The following is a 17926-nucleotide window of genomic DNA, read 5'->3' on the forward strand; positions in this document are numbered from 1 at the left end:
GTCCGGCCCTTTTCGTTCAGACCAGCCCGGCCCCGCGAATGCGGAAGGCGGGGACGAAGGCCACGGGGCGGTCCGAGGGCAGGTCGATCACCAGTCCCTCCGCTGTCTGGCTGAAGGGCAGGGCGCCGCCGCCGACCAGCTCGACCCGTTCTACCGCACGGCCTTCCAGCGCCTGACGACCGAGAGCGCGGATGCGGACCTTGCCGTCCTCGGGCCAGTCCAGAGCGAGCGCGTAGAGGATGCCCGCGCGGGTGGTGAAGCGGATGTCCCCGGAGGTCCACGGCCGGGCGCCGCCCTCGCCGTGCATGCCCGCCGCCACCGCCGTGGGGCCTTCGCCGTACATGCGCCAGGGACGGCTTTCGAAGATAGCCTCGCCGTTGACCCGGACCCAGGCCGCCAGATCGCCGAGGATGGCGCGCTCATCGGCGTCTATTGAGCCGTCGCCGCGCATCGGGATGCTGAGCAGCAGGTTGCCGTTCTTGGACACCACGTCGCACAGCCGCTGCACCACGCTCTTCGCCGGAACATAGCTGTGATGCTCGAAGCGGCTGCGGTTGTAGTGCCAGTCACCGATGCAGGTGTCGGTCTGCCAGGGCTCGGGCATCAGGGCGTCGTTGAAACCGCGTTCGACGGTCTCGACGATGCCGCGCCGCTGTCGGGGTTCCAGCCGCTTGCCGTTCACGACCGGCAGTTCGCCACGCCACTCCAGCGAGGCGTTGTAGAGATAAGCGGTGGCGTCCAGCCCATGCTGACCCAGCGGCAGGCCGTAGTTGTCGAAATAGACGAGGTCCGGCTTGTACCGGTCGACGAGATCGCGCTGGCGGGCCACCCATGACCGGGTGAAGGCGGGGTTGTTCTCGGGCGGGGTCTCGATCCACTGGCCGTCCCGTTCGTCGTGCCAGGCGTTCATTTCGGCGATGGAGCTGATGCCGTTGGGCGGTGCGAACGTCGGGCCGGTGTAGAGCTCCTGCGGGTCCAGCCCGTACCACCATTTGCCGGCGCCGTCGGCGCGGGTCAGGGTGGCGGCGTCATAGCGGCGACCGGCGCGCGGCCCCTCGGCGTCGTAGCCGTAGGCCGTCTGCCACCAGTGCCAGGCATGGGCGCCGTGGTTGCTGACGCCGAAGCGCAGGCCGCGCTGACGCACCAGCCGCTCCCATGTTCCGACGATGTCCTTGCCCGGTCCGACCCGGGTGCTGTTCCAGGCGTGATGCTTCGAGTCGAAGAGATCGAGGTTATCGTGGTGCTGGGCCATCGCCACGACGTAGCGGGCGCCGGCGGCCTGGAAGAGATCCAGCAGTTCTTCCGGCTGCCAGGCGTCGGCCTTCCACTGGCCGATGATGTTCAGGAAGCCGGTCTCGCTGGGGTGGCCGTAGTGCCGAAGGTGATGTTCGTAGAAGGGATTGCCCTGGATATACATCTGGCGGCCGTACCAGTCGCCGAACTCGGGCACGCACTGCGGCCCCCAGTGCGCCCACAGGCCCAGCTTGGCGTCACGGAACCAGTCCGGCGTCGAATAGCCGGAGATCAGCGAGTCCCACGTCGGCCTGAACGGGCCGGAGCCCGCGGCGCCGCCGGTCGTCGCGCAGCCCGCCACCGGAAGGGCCGAGGCGGCGAGGCCGGCCTTCAGAAGATTGCGACGGGTGCTGCTCACGATTGCGCCTCCGGTTCCCCATAGACCACGCCGCGACCGTCCGTGGCGACATAGACCCGCCCGAAGACGCGTGGGTCGCCCGCGATGGCTCGGAAGCGGCGGGCGTACTCATGCCGGGCGTCATTGACCCGGATCCAGCTGACGCCCTCATCGTCCGAGCGCCACACGCCCCGGACGTCGCCGCGCGTGCCGATGGCGAACAGGGCCGGGTAGGTCTTTCCGGGGGGCGAGCGACCGAAGTCCATCATCTCGACCGACAGGTCCGTCGCGATCCGGTCGAAGGACTGTCCGGCGTTGCGGCTGCGGAACAGGCCACTTTGCGAAAGGAACCACAGATCCCCCTCGTGGCGTGGCGTGGCCTTCAGCGGCCAGGCCTGCTCCCGCCAGGTGGCGCGGTCGGGATTCAGATCAGCGGGCAGGCCCCGGCTGGCGATCTGCGCGAAGCTTCGCGCGCCGTCCGTGCTGACGAACCAGCCGCCGTTCGAGAAGTCGAGCGCATACAGCAGGCCCGGATCGACCCGGTCGGCGACCGGGCGCATCAGTGGGGGCAGCCCTTGCGATGGCCGCCAGCCGACGCCCCTGTCGGCGGACCACATCACCTGAGGCGTGGCCAGCACGAAGGTCGACCCGTCGGCCGTCACCGTGATCGGCGCATCCCGGTACAGGTCCATCCGGGGATGGCTGGAGACTTCTGCGGGCCCCGCCGGGCGGGGGCGCCCCAAAGGCTTCCAGCTGCGGCCGGCATCCTCCGACCAGGCGATGGTCGAGCCGTCATGCCCGTCCGATCCGACCCCCTCGTGTGGGGTGCCGCTGCGCACCACGATCTGCGGCGCGCGACCGGCGTAATCAATCTGGTTGGTGTTGGCGAAGACCGGGGTGGTGAATTGCAGGTCCGGTGATCGATCCAGATCTTCGTGAGCGAAGCCGGAGATGTCTCCGAACCCGGTCAGCAGGTGCGGTCCGGTCGGGGGGCTGACAAGGGTGATAACCGCCGTCTGCTCTATCCCCTCGACCCAGGGCGTCCAGTCGGTCGCGCGGCGATGGTCGGCCTCGGACAGATTGATGGTCGCGTAGACGGTGGCGCCGGTCGCATAGACGGCCCGGTCGCCGTTGAAGGGGTCTATGGCCAGGGCCGCCAGCCACCAGCCGAAATCCGGTTCGTCATTGCCCCAGTAGAGATAGGGGGTGGCGCTGACGTCGCGACGCGCCTGTTCGCGGAGGCTGTTCCAGCTGCGGCCGTCGTCGATCGAGCGCCACAGGGTGTCGCCGGGCTGCCAGCGGTTCATGGTCGAGACCATGACGACGCCCGGCTTGGTCCGATCAATCGCCACGCCCATGAAGCCGCCCAGTGGACGGGGCGGGGTGATGTCGCGCCATTGGTCGGTCTTCGTATCCAGCCGCCAGACCTGCCCGTCGCTGACGCCGTTGGGGCCGATGCCGAGGCAGCAGGTCAGGAACAGGACGCCACGATCATCGAGTTCCGCCTTGGCGGCGGACAGCTCGGGGCGAGGGCCGCCTTCGACCGCCGCCCAACTGGCGCCTGCGTCGGTTGATCGGAACAGTCGTGGCCCGCCGGGATCGGCTACCCCGACCAGAATGATGCGCGAGCCCGCGCCGGGGGTTCCGCTGGCAGGGTCGAAGATGACAAAGGACAGTCCGCCGTGCGTGGGGCCGTTCAGGTCCGGTCCAAGGCCGCGAACGGGAAAGCTGTTCACCCGTCGCCAGCTCAACCCGCCGTCGGTGCTGCGTTGCAAGCCGTCATGGCGCGAGCCGTAGTAGAGGATGCGGGTGTCGTTCGGGTCGATGGCCAGACGTTCGCCCAGGCCGCGTCCGTCTTCATTGCCGCCCATGCGGAAGTCGACAGGCGTGCGGCGCCAGGTCGTGCCGCGATCTTCCGAGCGCAGCATGGCCGCCGGGGCGTGGCGGCTGACGCCGACGGCGGCGTGAACCACATTCGCATCGACCGGATCGGGCGCGATGCTCTCGACGCCGTAGTCATTCGGGATCGGGGTGTCGTCCTGCAGCGGCAGCCAGCGCGACTGACCGGAGTCCCAGCGATAGGCGCCCCCCATGTCGGAGCGGGCATAGGCCAGATCGCGTTCGACGCGGCTGAAGACGATGCCGGGGATGAAGCCGCCCGCACCGACCTTCACGTTCCGCCAGCGATAGGCTGCGGGCGCCTCCGGCGGCGCCGCGCCCGCCAGCAGGGGTGTCGCCGCAGCGAACGCGGCCGCCTCTCTCCGTGTGAAACCGCGTTTCCCGTCCGTCATGTTCCCTCAAACCGCTTCTGTGTCGGAATGTTAGCGCTATCTAGAATGACCTTGACGGATTTGTCACCCATGAAGCATATTTGCATTGGTGAAAACGCGATCCCTGCTGAAAGGTCGACCGGCTGGAAAGCCTTCGGCCCTTCCCTCAGCGGCTTCGCGGCGGTCCGGCGGTCTCCCTATTGCTCCGGGCCGTGAACTTTAATCGGCGCGGCGGTCATCGCCGCGCCGTTCCTTTTCCGCTAGTCCGGATATCATGAGTACAGCGACAGCCCTGATCGGCGTGGACTGGGGGTCCAGCAATCTGCGGGTCTTCCGCATGGGCGCGGAGGGAACAGTTCTGGATCGCCGCGCGGACGGGCGAGGAGCCTCGACCTTGGCGTCCCATCAGTTCGCCGATGTCCTGACCGAAGTCGCCGCCGACTGGCTGGCGGAAGATTTGCCGGTCATCGTCTGCGGCATGGCGGGCGCGCGTGGCCGGTGGCTGGAGGCGCCCTATGCGCCCTGTCCCGCCGGTCTGGACGACATCGCCAGTTATGCGGTGACGCCCGCCGATGCACCCGAGGTCCGCATTCTGCCCGGGGTGGCGGTGTGGCGTGACGGCTGTCTGGACGACGTCATGCGCGGCGAAGAGACCCAGTTGTTCGGTCTGGACGCCGGGTTTGATCGCGTCATTGCACCGGGCACCCACAGCAAGTGGGCGCGGCTGGAAAGCGGACGCATCGTCGATTTCAGCACCCATATGACCGGCGAACTGTTCGCCGCGCTGAGCGTCAGTCCTTCGTTCGTCGGCGGGGTTGCCGGAACCGACGACGCGGCCTTCGAGGCAGGTGTTCTGGCAGGTCTGGAGGACGGTCCTCTGGGGCAAAGCCTGTTCGGGACCCGTGTCGGCATGCTGGCCGGGCGCGTTGCGCCGACGGGTTTGCAGGACTACCTGTCCGGCATGTTGATCGGCGCCGAGATCGCGGGCGAGGCGCGTGAGGGCCTGACCGGGCGGATCGCCCTGCTCGGCGCCCCGGCGCTGGTCACCCGGTATCGACAGGCGTTGGCGCTGGCCGGACTTGGGGATGTGGCGGTCGCGGACGTGGATGCGGCCACCGCCGCCGGTCTGTGGCGAACGTGGAAGGCGATGCGATGACTGCGAAAATTCTGGAGCGTCTCGACGCCCTGCCTCTGGTGGCCATCCTGCGCGGACTGACGCCGGAGGACGCTGTCGATGTCGGCGAGGCCCTGCTGGCGGCGGGCTTCACCTGCCTCGAGGTGCCGCTGAACTCGCCCCGTCCGCTGGAGAGCATCCGCCTGCTGCGCGAGGCGCTTGGCGATCGCGCGGTGGTCGGCGCGGGCACGGTCCTGACGCCCGGTGCGGTCCGGGATGTCGTCAAGGCGAGGGGCCAGATCATCATTTCCCCCAACGCCGACGCCGATGTGATCCGCGAGACCATCGCGGTCGACGCCCTGTCCATGCCCGGCGTCTTCACCGCCACCGAGGCGTTCGCCGCGCTGAAGGCCGGGGCGCAGGTGCTGAAGCTGTTTCCGTCCGAGATCGCCGGCCCGGCCGGGCTGAAGGCCTTGCGCGCGGTCTTGCCGGTGGATCAGCGACTCTATGCTGTCGGAGGTGTGACGCCGGACAATCTGGCGGGCTGGAAAGCGGCGGGCGCATCGGGCTTCGGCATCGGTGGGGCGCTGTTCAAACCGGGCATGACCGCATCGGATGTCGGAGAGCGGGCGCGCGCCTTCGTGAGCGCATGGAACGCGACGCAGGGCTAGCCTCGACCGTCCGGGGAGCGTAGCAGTCCGCGCCTGTCGCAGGGCTGTCGCGCTGAAGCGCTAGGCGGCTGCGACCGCAGGAGATGCTTCAGTGATCCGAGTCCCCACGACCTTTGTCGCCGCCGCCGCCCTGATGGCTCTGGGCGGGTGCGCCACAGTCCAGAGCTGGCTGCCGAAGGGAGAGGCGCAAGCGGCGTCCACCGTCGCCCCCGCACCGGCTGCTGTCACGGAATCGACCTCCCGCCCGACGGTGGTGGTGACTATCGTCATCGACCAGTTCAGCGCCAATCTTTTCAACCAGTATCGGGACAACTTCAGCGGCGGGCTGGCGACGCTGGCGCAGCAGGGGCGGGTCCATGCCAACGGCTTCCAGCAGCACGGCCTCACCGAGACCTGCCCCGGCCACTCCACGGTCCTGACCGGTATGAACCCGGCCCGCACCGGCATTCCGGCCAACGACTGGATAGATCCGGCGACGGGCAAGGAAGTCTACTGCCTGTTCGCGCCCCAGAACCATCTGGCCCATGGCGATGACACCACAGACAACGGCGTCGTCGGTCCGGAGCAACTTCAGGCCACGACCCTGGCGGACTGGCTGAAGACCGCCAGCCCGCAGAGCCGGGTCTATGCCGTGTCGGGCAAGGATCGCGGGGCGATCAATCTGAACGGCCATCTCGGCGACGGCGCCTTCTGGTATACGGACGGCTTTGGCTTCACGACCTATGTGGAGCCGGGCCAGATGGCGCAGGATCGCCTGCAGCCCGTCGCCGCCCTGAACAGCCGGATCGCCGAACGTCTGCGGGTCACGCCGCCGCACTGGACGATCCAGCACGACGCCTGCCGTGGCTTGGACGGTCAGTGGATGATCAACGGCCGGACCTTCAACTCGTCCCTGCCTCCGGAAAACCTGAAGCTGGACACCTCGCCCATGCTGGATGAGCTGACGCTGGAGGCCGCGACCGAGCTGCTGGAGACGAAGCAACTGGGCCGTCGCGGCGTGGTGGATATGCTGGGCGTCAGCCTGTCGGGCACGGACCGCATCGGACACACCTTCGGCACCCAGGGGCCGGAGATGTGTGAGCAGATGTATCGTCTGGACGCCGCTCTCGGGCAGTTCCTGCAGCGCCTGCCGCAGGGCGCGATCGTGGTGCTGACCGCCGATCATGGCGGCTCGGACTTCGTCGAGCGTCTGGCTGTGCGTGGCTATCCTCACGCCCACCGTTTCGACGTCCGCCGTCTGGCCGCGATCAATGAAACGCTGAAGGCGCAGTTCGGTCTGGCCGACAATCCGCTGGCGTCGGGCGGCAGTGGGCTGGTGGTCGGCGACAAGGATCTGAAGGGCCTGCCCGAGCCGCTGCGCACCCGCGTGGTCGAGGCCGCCCTGCCGCTGCTGCGCGCCAATCCGGATATCGCCTTCGCCGAAAGCCGTGAGGTCCTGCTGGCCGAGTCCACGCCGCCCGCCGACCTGACCCCGGACCTGATGACCGTGCGCCAGCGCATGCGTCTGTCGACCGTCGCGGGTCGTTCGCCGGACATCGTCATCGCTCTGAGCGAGAACGTCGTGACCGGCGGTCGTGTGGGCGCGACAATCGCCAACCACGGCACGCCCTGGGATTATGATCGCCGCGTGCCGATCATCTTCTGGTGGCCGGGCGCGGAGGGTCAGGAGCGGTTCCTGCCCATCCGCACCATCGACATCGCCCCGACCCTGGCGCCGATCATCGGCGTGCAGGCTCCGGCGGGGCTGGATGGCCGCTGCATCGACCTGCAGGCGCCCGGCGGCTCCACCTGTCCGACGGGCCGGTGAGGCGGGTTCATAAACTCGTGTTTCGAGGACACAGAGCGGCCTTACCCGCTTCGCCTTTCACAGGCACAAGGGGCTCGCACTCGTAAAAAGACCAGAGCCACACGATGAACAGAGCCCGGCGCGCCCGTATTGTCGCCACCCTTGGACCCGCCAGTCGGGCCCCCGGGACGGTGAAGGCGCTCGCCCAAGCGGGTGTGGACGTCTTTCGCCTGAACTTCAGCCACGGCTCGCATGAAGATCACGCCGCCGCCCTGAAGGCCGTGCGCGGTGCCGAGATGGCGCTGAAGCGTCCGCTGGGCGTTCTGGCTGACCTGCAGGGGCCCAAGCTGCGGCTGGGCCGCTTCGCTGACGTCGAGATCGACGTGGCGCCGGGGCACAAGATGCGCTTCGACCTCGACCCGACGCCGGGCGACGCGACGCGGGTGCAGATGCCGCACCCCGAAATCTTCCGGGCCCTGCGTACCGGCATGTTGCTGCTGCTGGATGACGGCCGGGTGCGGCTGCGCGTCGGCGAGCGCACGGATGAGTGGGCCGACGTCACGGTCGAGAGCGGCTCCAAGCTTTCGGACCGCAAGGGCGTGGCGGTGCCGGAGGCGGTGATCCCGGTCTCGGCCCTGACGCCCAAGGATCGCGAGGATCTGGCCTTCGCCCTGCGGATCGGGGTCGACTGGGTCGCCCTCAGCTTCGTTCAGAAGGCCGAGGACATGGCCGAGCTGAAGCAGCTGGTGAAGGGCAGGGCCGCCTGTCTGGCCAAGATCGAGAAGCCGCAGGCTCTGGAACAGCTGGAGAGCATTCTGGACTACTGCGACGGCGTCATGGTCGCCCGTGGCGATCTGGGCGTGGAGCTGGAGCCTGAAGAGGTGCCGGTCGCGCAGAAGCAGATCATCCGCGCCGCCCGCGACCGCGGCGTGCCGGTGATCGTCGCGACCCAGATGCTGGAATCGATGACCAGCGCCCCGGCGCCGACCCGGGCTGAAGCCTCCGACGTGGCCAACGCCGCCTATGAGGGCGCGGACGCCCTGATGCTTTCGGCCGAGACCGCCTCGGGCCAGTATCCGCTGGAGGCCGTCTCGGTGATGAGCCGGATCATCGAGCGGGTCGAGAGCGATCCCCTGTGGCCCAGCCTGATGGACGCTGAACATGCGGGCATGCACGACTTCGACGCCGACGCCCTCGTGGCCGCCGCGCGCAAGGCGGCGGAGGCCCAGTCGACGGCCTGTATCGTGGTCTTCACCACCCTTGGCGGGACGGCCCGGCGCATGGCCCGTGAGCGGCCGTTGCAGCCGGTGCTGGCTCTGACCCCGAACCCCGACACCGCCCGCCGTCTGGCTCTGGTCTGGGGGCTGGAGACGCGGCTGGGCAAGGAGCCGACCTCGCTGGAGGACGTCACCGAGGACGCCGTGAACAGCGCCATGACCTATGGTCTGGCCGAGCCCGGGCAGCGCATCCTGATCCTGGCGGGAACGCCCTTCGGCGCGCCGGGGGCTGCGAATCTGCTGCGTCTGGCCCATGCTCCGACGAAGAAGGGCGGCAAGGGGCGCGCCTGATCCCTCGCGAGGGGAGGCGACGTGATCAAGTACATCGGCTCCAAACGCGCCCTGCTGGGTCAGGTGTCGGCTGCGGTCGCCGCCCTGCTGCCGCAGGGGGGAGCTGTGTGCGACCTGTTCTCCGGCTCGGCCCGCGTGGGCCATGCGCTGAAGGGGCAGGGCTTCCGGGTCTGGTCCAATGACCACAATGCCTATGCGCATACCCTCGCCACCGCCTATGTGCAGGCGGATCGGCAGCGCTGGCTGGAACGGGCCGAGGCGGTTCTGACGGACCTGCGCGCGGTGAAGCCCGAGGCGGGCTGGTTCACCAAGGCCTTCTGCGAGGACGCCCGCTTCTTCCATCCCGACAACGGCGCCGTCATCGACGCCATGCGCGAGCGGATCGCGACGCTGGCGCTGGAGCCTGAGCTGGAGGCCATCGCGCTGGTGGCCCTGATGGAGGCGGCGGACCGGGTCGATTCCACGGCCGGTCTGCAGATGGCCTATATGAAGTCCTGGGCGCCGCGGGCGCTGAAGCCGCTGGAGCTGCGGATGCCCGACATCCTGCCGGGCGTGGCGGGCGGGCCGTGCAAGGCGACGCATGCGGATGCCGTCGCCATCGCGCCCGAGATCGAAGCCGATCTGGTCTATCTGGACCCGCCGTACAATCAGCATTCCTACCTCGGGAACTACCACTGCTGGGAAAGTCTGGTCCTGTGGGACAAGCCCGAGACCTATGGGGTGGCGAACAAGCGGATCGACGTGAAGACCCGCAAGAGCGCCTTCAACAGCCGCCCCGGTATCGGTCCGGCGCTGGAGAGCGTGATCGCCGATCTGAAGGCCCCCAATCTGGTCGTGTCCTTCAATGACGAGGGCTATCTGAGCCGGGAGCAACTGGTGGCCATGCTGTCCGCCCGGGGCGAGGTGCAGGTGATCGAGATCGCCCGGCCCCGCTACGTCGGCGCCCGCATCGGCATCCATAACCCCAAGGGGGAGAAGGTCGGGGCGGTCGGGCGACTGCGGAACGTCGAGTATCTGTTCGTGGTCGGCGAGCGCCGGATCGAGATCGCCGACGCCGCCTGAGGCGGGGGCGAAGGGAACGGCTTGAGTCCAGGACCGTTCAGTCGGGCATGGACACGCTGCACATGACCCCCTCGCGCCGCATGGAAGGCGTTCGCGCCTACGACCGGGCCGCCGATGCGTTCGGCGTCGTCAGCTGGAAGGCGCCTTCGGCCCCTCGCTTCGATCACCGTCCCGCCAACGATACGGCGCCGGTCCCCGAACCGACCCTCGGCGAGATGGCGCGGGCCATTCCCGGCTGGGCCGTCATCGTCGGCGGTGGCGTGGTCGCGGCCCTGATGGGCGCCATGCTGGGCGGGGCGCTTCATATCTAGCCCTCAAGCAGCGCCTTCACCGGTCCCCATGTCCGACGGTGTTCGGGGCAGGGGCCGTGCAGCCTGAGCGCCTCAGCGTGGATCGGGGCGTTGTAGCCCTTGTGCCGGGCGAAGCCGTAGGCGGGGTAGAGGGCGTCCATCTCGATCATCACTCGATCCCGCGCCGTCTTGGCCAAGATCGAGGCCGCGGCGATCGATAGGGACAGGCTGTCGCCCTTGACGACCGTCTGGATCGGGCAGGGCAGGGGGAACCGGTAGTTCCCGTCCACCAGCGCCGCGACCGGCTGGACCGCCATGGCCTCGATGGCCCGGCACATGGCGAGGCCCGTTGCGCCGATGATGTTCAGCTCCTCGATCTCGCGGGCCGAGGCGAAGCCGACGCCCCAGGCGATGGCGCGGGCCTTGATCTCGGGCTCCAGCGCGGCGCGGCGCTTCCCGGTCAGGGCCTTGGAGTCGTCGATGCCGGGCGGCAGGTCGTCGGGGTTCAGGATCACCGCACCGGCGGACACCGGCCCGGCCCAAGGCCCACGCCCGGCCTCGTCCACGCCACAGACCAGACCGCCGGCGGACTGGGCCAGCAGGGTCTCGAGGGCCAGGGTGGGGAAGGCGCGATCAGAACTCACGGGCGGGCCATATCGCGGACGGCCTTGTGACGGAAGCAGGTCGTCTGGTGGTCGTTGACCATGCCGACCGCCTGCATCGAGGTAACTACAGTTGGCATAACGAGTGACATCACATTTTGCCGAGAGCGGACCCGTTAGCGGTCAGAGATGGGTGGGAAGCGGACGGCACCTATCAACGGGGCGGCTGTGCAACGTCCATGCGCTGCCAAGATTCGAACGGCACGCCAAACTCCTCAAAGCACAGCTCTTTTGCCAGCTTCCATGTGTCTTGCAGGTAGTCGCGCGTCGATGAATGAGGCCGCTCTGCCTCATAAACAAGGACGTAAACGCCCTCTTGTTGCTCGAAGAGATCGATGCGTTGGAAGCCGGATGTGTTGACGACGGAGCGATATACGACAGGCATGGATCGAGCCTGACTGCTCGAAGCGATGTCCGCAACGGGTGGGAAGCGGACAGCTACAAAATACCGGAGGTCAGGCCTTGGCGGTGAACGTCCGCGAGGCTCCCATCGCACGGATTTCTTCATAGCGGAAGCATGAGCGCGGGTGATCGTTCACGAGACCTGTGGCCTGCATGAAGGCATAGACGATGACCGGGCCGCAGAAGTTGAAGCCGCGCTTCTTCAGCGCCCTGGCCATGGCCTCGCTCTCGGGCGTCTTCACCGGAGCCTCGCGGAAGTCGGACCAGTCGTTCTGGATCGGCGCGCCGCCGACGAAGGACCAGAGCCAGGCGGAGAAGTCCTCGCCGTTGTCGCGCATCTCCAGCCAGATTTGCGCCCCGCGGATGGCCGCGTTGATCTTGGCGCGTGAACGGATGATGCGCGGGTCGTTCAGCAGCCGCTCGATATCGGCCTCGCCATAGGCGGCGACCTTCTCCGGGTCGAAGTTGTCGAAGGCGTCGCGGATGCCCTCGCGCTTCCTCAGAATGGTGATCCACGCCAGCCCGGCCTGAAAGCCGTCGAGGATCAGCTTCTCCCACAGGGCGCGCGGATCGTACTCGGGCACGCCCCATTCCTCGTCGTGATAGGCGATGTAGAGGGCGTCGGTGGTCCCGCACCAGCCGCAGCGGCCGTCAGTCTGTGAGTCGGTCATGCGAGGAGGATAGCGTGATTGGCGGGGTGGGGGGCTCACCGGGGGGCGTTCGGAAGGCACGCAATTAAAAAATAGGTGCAGAAAAGTGTACTTTTTCCCGGGAGGCGGGGTGATTGAACGAGGGGTTCAACCTGCAGATTGTCAAAGACCCGAGCCGTCAAAGGTTAGCAGGCCGATGCGTCAAATTTGGACGTAGGGGGTGGCAGAGGGGCCGAGGCTTTGGACCGACTGCGTCGCTCCCTTCCCCCTCGAGGGGAGAAGGGTCGGGGATGGGGGTGAGGGCTGGAGATTGAAAGGCCGGGAGCGTTTGGAGAGGTCGACGCAGCCTTACGAGGTCGTTCTCAAAGCGCCTGCATCCACCCCCACCCAACCCTCCCCCCTCGAGGGGGAGGGCTTCTCAAGTGGGCGAATGGAGAGGTGAGGCTCAGGCCACCTCGTCCTTGGGCATGACCTCGCCCACGGTCAGGCGGGTGCGGTCGTGGATCAGCTGGATGTCACGCGGCTTCACGATCTCATTGCAATGGGCGCAGGCGATGCGGGGGTTCAGGTCGTGGCCGCAGTCCTTGTGCACCATCTTCAGCCCGGCGTTCTCCTCGCCATAGACATGCTTGGCGCCCCAGGCGTGCAGGGTCACCAGAACGCCGTACAGATCCTTGCCCTTGGCGGTCAGGACATACTCGTTGCGCGGCGGGCGCTCCGAATAAAGCCGGGGCTCAAGCACGCCGTGCTGGACAAGAGTTTTCAGCCGGGCGGCCAGCACGTTGCGGGCGACGCCCAGACGCTCCTGCCACTGCTCGAAGCGGCTGACGCCGTTGAAGGCGTCGCGAATGACCAGCATCGTCCACGGGTCGCCGATCACCTCAAGAGTGGCGGCCACCGTGCAGCTTTGGCGAGAGTAGTCGGCTGTGCGTCCCATGACCGTAAAAGTGACGCCACGTCAGGCTTTTTGCAAGAGGGTTGCCAATCTGAACCCACTAAGTCAGTCTTGTTTAGATACGGACGTGTCCGGGAGCTTCCCGGCACGGCGCCGATCCCTCGACTTCGGGCGGAGGACGCAGGTCTTCCGCCCGCTTCTTTCCGCCGATAGACCGACCCCATGACGCAACAGACCCTCGATGAAGCCCTGACCCTGACCCCGGACGGCGAGGGCGGTCTGATCGCCCCGATGAACGGCGCCTTCTCCAACGCCCCGCGCATGGCGCCGCCCGAGCGGGGCTCGCCCTTCGGCGGGCTGATGGCGGCGCTGGCGGCCAAGGCGGCGCGCGAGAGCCTGGGCATCACCACCCCGCTGCGGACGGTGGCGACCCAGTTCCTCATCGGCGCGAAGTTCGAGCCGATGAGCATCACCAGCGAGCTGCTGCGCGGGGGCCGTTCGGCCTCCTATGTCTCGATCCGCGCCGGTCAGCCCGAACGGCTGGCCATGACCGGACTGGTCACCTTCGGCGCGCCGGGAGACGGGCCGGAACTGCGCGCCGCCTCGATCATACCGCCGCCCTTGGGCGACCAGCCCCTGACCCCGCTGGACCCGCAGTTCGGCCCGCACTTCACGGACCATGTCGAGCATCGCTTCGTCGGCGGCATCCAGCTGTTCGGTCGTAATGAGACGGATCGGATGGGGGTGTGGATGCGCACTGTCGACGGCAAGCCGCTGGATGAGGCGCGGCTGGCCTTCCTGCTGGACGCCACCTTCCCGGTCTACTGGACCATGCTGCCCGCCCCGCCGGCGATCTCGGCCACGGCGGACCTGCGCTACGACTTCTTCGGGCCGATCCCCGAGGACGCCGCGCCGGACGGCTGGGCCTATTTCGAGTTCGTCTCACGCGACAGCCACGGCGGCTGGACGGTCGAGGACGCCACCGCCTGGGCCCCGGACGGCCGCCCGCTGGCGGTGGGACGCCAGCTCAGGAAGGTGCTGGCGCAACGCCCGCCGAAGGGATGATGCGAAACGACGAAAGCCGGCCGCGCTTGCGCACGACCGGCCTCCGTCATCCCTTTACGCACACCACCTGACGCAGGGTGTGCACGACCTCGATCAGCTCGGACTGGGCCGCGATGACCGCGTCGATGTCCTTGTAGGCCATCGGCGTTTCGTCGATCACGTCTGCGTCCTTCCGGCACTCGACGCCCTGGGTGGCGCGGACGTGGTCCTCCACCGTGAAGCGGCGCTTGGCCTCGGTCCGGCTCATGGCCCGACCGGCGCCGTGCGAGCAGGTGCAGAAGCTTTCCGCATTGCCCTTGCCGCGCACGATGAAGGATTTCGCCCCCATCGAGCCGGGGATGATGCCCAGTTCGTCCAGCTTGGCCGACACCGCGCCCTTCCGGGTCAGGAACACGTCCTTGCCGAAGTGGCGCTCCTTCGAGACGTAGTTGTGGTGACAGTTCACCGCCTCCTGCGTCGTCTCCAGATCCGGCCAGAACGCGCGCAGCACGTTCAGAACGCTGTCCATCATCACCTCGCGGTTGGCCCGGGCGTACTTCTGGGCCCAGGACACCGCGCGGACGTAGTCGATGAAGCCCTCCGATCCTTCCGGGAAGTAGGCCAGATCCTGATCCGGCAGGTTCAGGAACCAGCGACGCGCTTCATGCTTGGCCCGCTCGATGAAGTAGGAACCGAAACGGTTGCCCACGCCCCGCGAGCCGGAGTGCAGCATCACCCACACGTCGCCCGCCTCATCGAGGCACAGCTCGATGAAGTGGTTGCCCGTGCCCAGCGTGCCCAGATGGCCGAAGCCACGCGGGTGCGCCGCCTTGGGGTGCTTCTCCACCACGGCGTCATAGCCGGCCTTGAGGTCGGCCCAGCGGGTGACCGCCGAGGCCGGGGGCTCATCGGCCCAGGCGCCCTTGTCGTTGCGCCCGCCGTTGTCGGTCCGGCCGTGCGGAACGGCCGCCTCGATGGCGGAACGGATGCCCGACAGGTCGTCCGGCAGGTGCTCGGCGCGGATCGAGGTCCGCACCGCCATCATGCCGCAGCCGATGTCCACGCCCACGGCGGCCGGGATGATGGCCCCCACGGTCGGGATCACCGACCCCACCGTCGCGCCCATGCCCCAGTGCACGTCCGGCATGACCGCCACGTGCTTGTGGATGAACGGCAGCGAGGCCACGTTCTTCAGCTGCTTGAGCGCGGCGTCCTCGATCGGCACGCCACGGGTCCACGCCTTGATAGGCGCGCCCGGGCTGTCGATCACGTCATAGTCGCGCATGGGTCTCTCCTTTCTTTCGTCTGATCCTTCCGGACCGGCGGGAGAGATGTCTTGCGGATACAAGCAACCCCTCCGGCCGGTGGCGGGAGGGGTTGCTTGAAAACCGAAGCCGTTACGGCCCTGTCGTTCCCTTACACTCCCTCCGCGCACGCGCCATTGCCCTCGACCGCCTGGCGGTCGAGCTGCATGGGCAGCCGGGAGGTGGCGTAGGAGAAGGCGAACATGGGTCGTCTCGTTTTCGGGAGGGCGCTGATATCCGAAGCTTCAGCGGACGGCCAGCCCCGATTTTCGATCAGTGCTGGAAGCCGCGCAGCTGGATCAGGGGGATAACGATGTCTTCCTCGTCCTCCAGATGGCGCAGCAGGGGCTCGGCTCCGGCGTCGATGGCGTCGCCCAGCCGGGCGGCCCTGTCGGCGGCGTCCGGAGCGTTGGCCGAGATCGCCTGATGGAAGGCCATGCCGGACTGGAAGAGGGTCTCCAGCGTGTGGTGGATGGCGCCGTGGTCCCGGTCCAGCAGGTCGATGCCACGGGCGATCTTCGGCTCGATCTTGCGCATGGCCGGGAAATACTGGCCGCTCTCGATGCGGTGGTGACCGTCGAGGTGCTGGAGGAAGGACTGGAGCGCCGGGATCAGCTGACGGTGCAGGGCGCGGATGTCGCCGCCCGCGCGCCACTGGCTGACCAGTCCGTCCATATGCCCCTGATGCCCCCGGAAGGAGCCGTGCATCTGGAGCCAGAAGGCGGCGGTCTGGTCGAGGCCCGGCTCGGCCCAGCGCTCGCGCGGGTACGCGTCGCGCAGGTACAGCATCTCGACCGGCAGGCCGTGCCGGGCGGCGAGCGCCAGCGTCTCCGCTGAAACCTCAGGCAACAGCGGTCGTCGCGGTGATGAAACCGCCGCCCAGCAGGCGTTCGGTGTCGGCGGGGTCATAGAGGGCGCAGGCCTGACCGGGGGCCACGCCTTCCTCGCCCTTCTCGAACACCACGCTGACGTCGCCGTCCTCGATTTTAAGGCGGGCCGGGGAGGGCGGCCGGGTCGAGCGAACACGCGCCAGCACGGGCGCGCCTTCAGCGGCGGCCGCGGCGATGGTGGGCTGGTCGCCCAGCCAGTTGGTCTCGTCCAGCGTCAGGGACGCGGTCAGCAGGGCCTCGCGCGGGCCGACGATGACGTGGCGCTTCACCGGATCCAGCTTCGTCACGAACAGGGGCTCGCCCACGGCGACGTTAAGACCCCGGCGCTGACCGATGGTGTAGTCGGTGATGCCCGCGTGCCGGCCAAGGGTGCGGCCGTCCATGTGCACGATCTCGCCGGCCTCGCGGCCTTCCGGGCGCAGCTTGTCGATCAGCGAGCGGTAGTCGCCGCTGGGGACGAAGCAGATATCCTGGCTGTCCGGCTTGGCCGCGATGCGCAGGCCGAGTTCAAGCGCCACGCCGCGTACCTGCGGCTTCTCCAGATCGGCCAGCGGGAAGCGCAGGTAGTCCAGCTGCTCCGGCGTGGTGGCGAACAGGAAGTAGGACTGGTCGCGCGAGTGGTCGATGGCCTTGCGCATTTGCGCCCGACCGTCGGCGCCGACGGCGCGGCGGACGTAGTGGCCCGTGGCCATGGCCTCGGCGCCCAGATCGCGGGCGACGTCCAGCAGGTCGCGGAACTTCACAGTCTGGTTGCAGCGGATGCAGGGCACCGGCGTCTCGCCGCGCAGATAGCTGTCGGCGAACTGGTCGATGACCGCGTCACGGAAGCGGCTTTCGTAGTCCAGCACATAGTGCGGGATGCCGAGGGTCTCGGCCGCCAGCCGGGCGTCGTGAATGTCCTGACCGGCGCAGCAGGCGCCCTTCTTCTTGAGCGCCGCGCCGTGGTCGTAAAGCTGGAGGGTCACGCCGACGACGTCATAGCCCGCCTTGTGCAGCAGGCCGGCGACGACGGTGGAGTCCACGCCGCCCGACATGGCGGCGACCACGCGGCTGCCGACGGGCAGGCCGACGGCCCGGCGCGCGCTCTCGATCGCCGCGTCCATGTCCTGCGGCGAGGCCATGGGGGCGATATCGGGAACGGGGCAGATGTCCTCGGCGAAACTCATGGCGGCCATTTAGGATCAAAGGGGAGCGATTTCGAGGCCCCGCATCACATCAGGCTGAAACGACAACGGCCGCCCCGTTGCCGGGGCGGCCGCTGCAGGCGCTGCGCGGGGAGAGAAATCAGCCGCGATAGTGCTGGATACGCGTGGTCCGCAGACCCTGCATGCCCCATTTGTCGATCGCCTTCTGCCAGGCGATGAACTCTTCCGCCGTCAGGCGATACCGGGCCAGCGCGTCTTCAAGGCTGATCAAACCCCCGCGAACGGCAGCCACGACCTCGGCCTTGCGACGGATCACCCAGCGATCCGTATTGGCCGGCGGCAGGTCACGCAGCGTCAGCGGCGTGCCGGTCGGTCCGACCACATATTCTTCGCCTCGACTATTAAGGCGTCGCTCTTGCAACATGGGCTTATGCCTCATTCACCACCACCATTGAGCGTGCAAGGTAGCGCCCGGCCGCTAAGGGCCGTTTAAGCGTCGTGGTGAAGGAAAGGATAAAATCCCTTCCGTCCACACCCCCAATA

The 17926-nt window shown here is 68.0% G+C and carries 18 protein-coding genes; 7 read left to right on the top strand and 11 right to left on the bottom strand.

Going from position 1 to position 17926, the window contains the following annotated elements; genetic code table 11:
• Positions 1-16: 16 nt before the first annotated feature.
• Both FKQ52_RS04845 and FKQ52_RS04850 read right to left on the bottom strand, forming a co-directional pair.
• A complete protein-coding gene (locus FKQ52_RS04845; protein WP_141626137.1) occupies positions 17-1651 on the bottom strand; it encodes an alpha-L-fucosidase in 1635 nt (544 codons plus the stop codon).
• Positions 1648-3921: a sialidase family protein gene (locus tag FKQ52_RS04850; RefSeq protein WP_141626138.1), complete on the bottom strand. Its 2274-nt coding sequence runs from the start codon at positions 3919-3921 to the stop codon at positions 1648-1650. Before FKQ52_RS04850 ends, FKQ52_RS04845 begins: the two co-directional genes overlap by 4 nt.
• A 253-nt stretch (positions 3922-4174) precedes the next feature.
• On the opposite strand from FKQ52_RS04850, the gene FKQ52_RS04855 reads away from it, so the two are divergent.
• The 6 genes from FKQ52_RS04855 to FKQ52_RS04880 all read left to right on the top strand — a co-directional run bounded on the left by FKQ52_RS04855 (position 4175) and on the right by FKQ52_RS04880 (position 10412).
• Complete coding sequence (locus FKQ52_RS04855; RefSeq protein ID WP_141626139.1) at positions 4175-5056, top strand: 2-dehydro-3-deoxygalactonokinase; 882 nt, start codon at positions 4175-4177, stop codon at positions 5054-5056.
• Positions 5053-5685, top strand: a complete 633-nt coding sequence (locus FKQ52_RS04860) for a 2-dehydro-3-deoxy-6-phosphogalactonate aldolase (protein ID WP_141626140.1) — start codon at positions 5053-5055, stop codon at positions 5683-5685. Before FKQ52_RS04855 ends, FKQ52_RS04860 begins: the two co-directional genes overlap by 4 nt.
• Before the next feature lie 91 nt (positions 5686-5776).
• Entirely contained in the window at positions 5777-7492 is a 1716-nt protein-coding gene (locus tag FKQ52_RS04865) for an alkaline phosphatase family protein (RefSeq protein WP_240811743.1), read from the top strand.
• Between the two features lie 104 nt (positions 7493-7596).
• Entirely contained in the window at positions 7597-9039 is a 1443-nt protein-coding gene (gene pyk / locus FKQ52_RS04870; protein ID WP_141626141.1) for a pyruvate kinase, read from the top strand.
• A 21-nt stretch (positions 9040-9060) separates the two neighbouring features.
• Positions 9061-10101: a DNA adenine methylase gene (locus tag FKQ52_RS04875; protein ID WP_141626142.1), complete on the top strand. Its 1041-nt coding sequence runs from the start codon at positions 9061-9063 to the stop codon at positions 10099-10101.
• Between the two features lie 47 nt (positions 10102-10148).
• Positions 10149-10412 (top strand): hypothetical protein, encoded by a 264-nt coding sequence (locus tag FKQ52_RS04880; RefSeq protein WP_141626143.1) that lies wholly within the window; start codon positions 10149-10151, stop codon positions 10410-10412.
• Here FKQ52_RS04880 and FKQ52_RS04885 read toward each other — a convergent pair.
• The 5 genes from FKQ52_RS04885 to FKQ52_RS04905 form a co-directional block, all read right to left on the bottom strand.
• Entirely contained in the window at positions 10409-11035 is a 627-nt protein-coding gene (locus FKQ52_RS04885) for a ribonuclease HII (protein ID WP_141626144.1), read from the bottom strand. The two genes, FKQ52_RS04880 and FKQ52_RS04885, sit on opposite strands and share 4 nt — an antisense overlap.
• Positions 11032-11145, bottom strand: a complete 114-nt coding sequence (locus FKQ52_RS04890; protein WP_141626145.1) for a DNA-3-methyladenine glycosylase I — start codon at positions 11143-11145, stop codon at positions 11032-11034. The genes FKQ52_RS04885 and FKQ52_RS04890 overlap by 4 nt, the downstream gene beginning before the upstream one ends.
• A gap of 62 nt (positions 11146-11207) precedes the next feature.
• Entirely contained in the window at positions 11208-11438 is a 231-nt protein-coding gene (locus tag FKQ52_RS04895) for a hypothetical protein (RefSeq protein ID WP_141626146.1), read from the bottom strand.
• Between the two features lie 70 nt (positions 11439-11508).
• Positions 11509-12126, bottom strand: a complete 618-nt coding sequence (locus tag FKQ52_RS04900) for a DNA-3-methyladenine glycosylase I (RefSeq protein WP_141626147.1) — start codon at positions 12124-12126, stop codon at positions 11509-11511.
• A 424-nt stretch (positions 12127-12550) separates the two neighbouring features.
• The gene (locus FKQ52_RS04905; protein WP_141626148.1) at positions 12551-13042 is read right to left on the bottom strand and encodes a helix-turn-helix domain-containing protein; all 492 of its coding nucleotides are present in this window, start codon (positions 13040-13042) and stop codon (positions 12551-12553) included.
• Between the two features lie 180 nt (positions 13043-13222).
• Here FKQ52_RS04905 and FKQ52_RS04910 point away from each other — a divergent pair, with 180 nt between their 5' ends.
• The gene (locus FKQ52_RS04910) at positions 13223-14065 is read left to right on the top strand and encodes an acyl-CoA thioesterase II (protein ID WP_141626149.1); all 843 of its coding nucleotides are present in this window, start codon (positions 13223-13225) and stop codon (positions 14063-14065) included.
• 46 nt (positions 14066-14111) lie between these two features.
• Here the strand turns inward: FKQ52_RS04910 and FKQ52_RS04915 are convergent, their stop codons facing one another.
• The 4 genes from FKQ52_RS04915 to FKQ52_RS04930 all read right to left on the bottom strand — a co-directional run bounded on the left by FKQ52_RS04915 (position 14112) and on the right by FKQ52_RS04930 (position 17807).
• Positions 14112-15329, bottom strand: coding sequence for an RtcB family protein (locus FKQ52_RS04915; RefSeq protein ID WP_141626150.1), 1218 nt, complete (start codon positions 15327-15329; stop codon positions 14112-14114).
• Positions 15330-15621: 292 nt separating this feature from the next.
• Positions 15622-16197, bottom strand: coding sequence for a hemerythrin domain-containing protein (locus tag FKQ52_RS04920; protein ID WP_168196793.1), 576 nt, complete (start codon positions 16195-16197; stop codon positions 15622-15624).
• Positions 16190-17404 (bottom strand): tRNA 2-thiouridine(34) synthase MnmA, encoded by a 1215-nt coding sequence (mnmA, locus tag FKQ52_RS04925; protein ID WP_370451041.1) that lies wholly within the window; start codon positions 17402-17404, stop codon positions 16190-16192. The genes FKQ52_RS04920 and mnmA overlap by 8 nt, the downstream gene beginning before the upstream one ends.
• A 118-nt stretch (positions 17405-17522) precedes the next feature.
• Positions 17523-17807 carry a DUF1153 domain-containing protein gene (locus FKQ52_RS04930; protein WP_141626153.1) on the bottom strand — a complete coding sequence of 95 codons (285 nt, stop codon included), beginning with the start codon at positions 17805-17807 and terminating at the stop codon, positions 17523-17525.
• Positions 17808-17926 lie beyond the last annotated feature (119 nt).

Origin of the sequence: Brevundimonas sp. M20, assembly GCF_006547065.1 — a bacterium.
Classification (GTDB): domain Bacteria; phylum Pseudomonadota; class Alphaproteobacteria; order Caulobacterales; family Caulobacteraceae; genus Brevundimonas.